The organism is Thermoflexibacter ruber (genome assembly GCF_900113045.1).
Classification (GTDB): Bacteria; Bacteroidota; Bacteroidia; order Cytophagales; family Thermoflexibacteraceae; genus Thermoflexibacter; species Thermoflexibacter ruber.
Genome location: NZ_FONY01000113.1, coordinates 1 through 1,692, shown reverse-complemented (window position 1 = coordinate 1,692; position 1,692 = coordinate 1). Strand labels below are relative to the sequence as shown.

The window sequence follows — 1,692 nt, the reverse complement described above, 5'->3', positions numbered from 1 at the left end:
TGGCAAACTCTTATTTCTACCTTATCTTTCAGACTCGGCATGAAGGGCTTGGATTATGTGCAGACTCCAGCGAAGGAGGATAAATGGCAGTTCAATGGCAAGGAGAAGCAGACAGAGCTTGGGCTGCACCACTACGATTTCAGTGCTAGGAGCTATGACTATCAGACAGGTAGGACGACTACCCTTGACTCTCATGGGGATAGGTACGTGAGTGTTTCGCCCTATTCTTTCTTGAATAACAACCCGCTGAGGTACATAGACCCTACGGGCAGAGATGGCATAGATATGTATTATGATGAGGAAAAAGAGAAACTTATTCAAGAAGGATTTGATGAGTTTATTCAATACTTGCAAAATGGGGATGATGATGATGATGATAAAAAGAAAAGACATAAGAACAGTAATTCTAATCCCAATGATGGCAGGAAAGATAAAGGGAAAAAGCAAAAAGATTTTACCAATAAGGTTAATGACTTTGTAAAGAATAACCATCACAAATATAAGGTAATAACTTTTAGTATTTTTGAAGGTAGAGTGATGGTTCCTATTGGTTGGAGTTCTTTAACCTTTTCTGGTACCATTGCATTAGGATACGATGGAGTGAATTTTGGGTTATTAATTACACCGACTGCAGGAATAGGATTAGGCATAGGTGATACATATGGTGTTATGGGTTCTATCAATTTTTTTAAAGCGAATAGTTTGGAAGATATAAGTGGTTTAGGGCTAAATATCGGCGGTTTCATCAATGCTCTTTCTATTGTCGACTTTTCCTTTGAACTAAATGCGGCAGTAGATTTGGTCAATATTGATAATTGGTATGGAGGGTTAGGTATAGGGAATCCTATTAATGCTGGTAGTTGGGGAAAAGGTGCTGGAGCATATATAGATGCTGGATGGACTTTCATAATTCCTATTTATCAAAGTGAGCAAATCCCAGAATATTTGCAAGGACACATAAGCCAATCTGTATTAAAAGAAGGCTTCAATACAATAAAATCAATTTACCCTCATTCATCTAATCAGAAATAATCCTTTATTTATGTATAAAGTTGTTTATGATATTAGCGAAACTTTTTTCTCTGACTATCATGCTCTTTTTTTCTACATATTTTTTTATCTAATTACTATTATATCAGAGAAAAGAGCAAGCATAGCCAAAAAGAAAATATTAATTTTTAGAGCATTTGCTTTCATAATATGCTTAGGAATAACTATTTATCTCTATGCTAACTTTGTTTATTTATGTAATTTACTTAGGGAAGGTAAGGTAGGTATCGTAGAAGGTAGAGTTGAAAATTTTACTCCTATGCACACTTTTAGTAAAAAATCTGAAAGTTTCACTGTTTCAAATAAATATTTTCAATATAATAGAAATGTACTGGGGAATGGTTACAGAAAAGTATATGGAGAAGGAGGCTATATAAGAGAGGGTTTACAAGTTCGTATCCATTATTTTGAAGGCAAGATTCTTAAATTAGAAATTGAGGAATAGAGGTAGATGGTAAACTATAATAGTTTCCTTGCTTGGGTAGGATTTGTAACCATTGTGGAGTAATTTCGCCCTACTTTATCAAGGCTTTGCGATCCAAGTTTATCATGTATTTATAATCTTGCCTTTTCATTCCAGATTTGCCCATGATTTTCCCTATCTTTGTCTAAAACAACATAGAATATGATTGCAAAAAAATA

Annotated in this window: 2 protein-coding genes; both read left to right on the top strand. The window is 34.4% G+C overall.

All coding sequences use genetic code 11. The features are described from left to right. Positions 1–1,032: RHS repeat domain-containing protein (locus BM141_RS22400; protein WP_317039506.1), on the top strand; the 1,032-nt coding region annotated here is incomplete at its 5' end. A 10-nt stretch (positions 1,033–1,042) separates the two neighbouring features. Then, complete coding sequence (locus tag BM141_RS22395; RefSeq protein ID WP_091549654.1) at positions 1,043–1,495, top strand: hypothetical protein; 453 nt, start codon at positions 1,043–1,045, stop codon at positions 1,493–1,495. Positions 1,496–1,692: the final 197 nt, after the last annotated feature.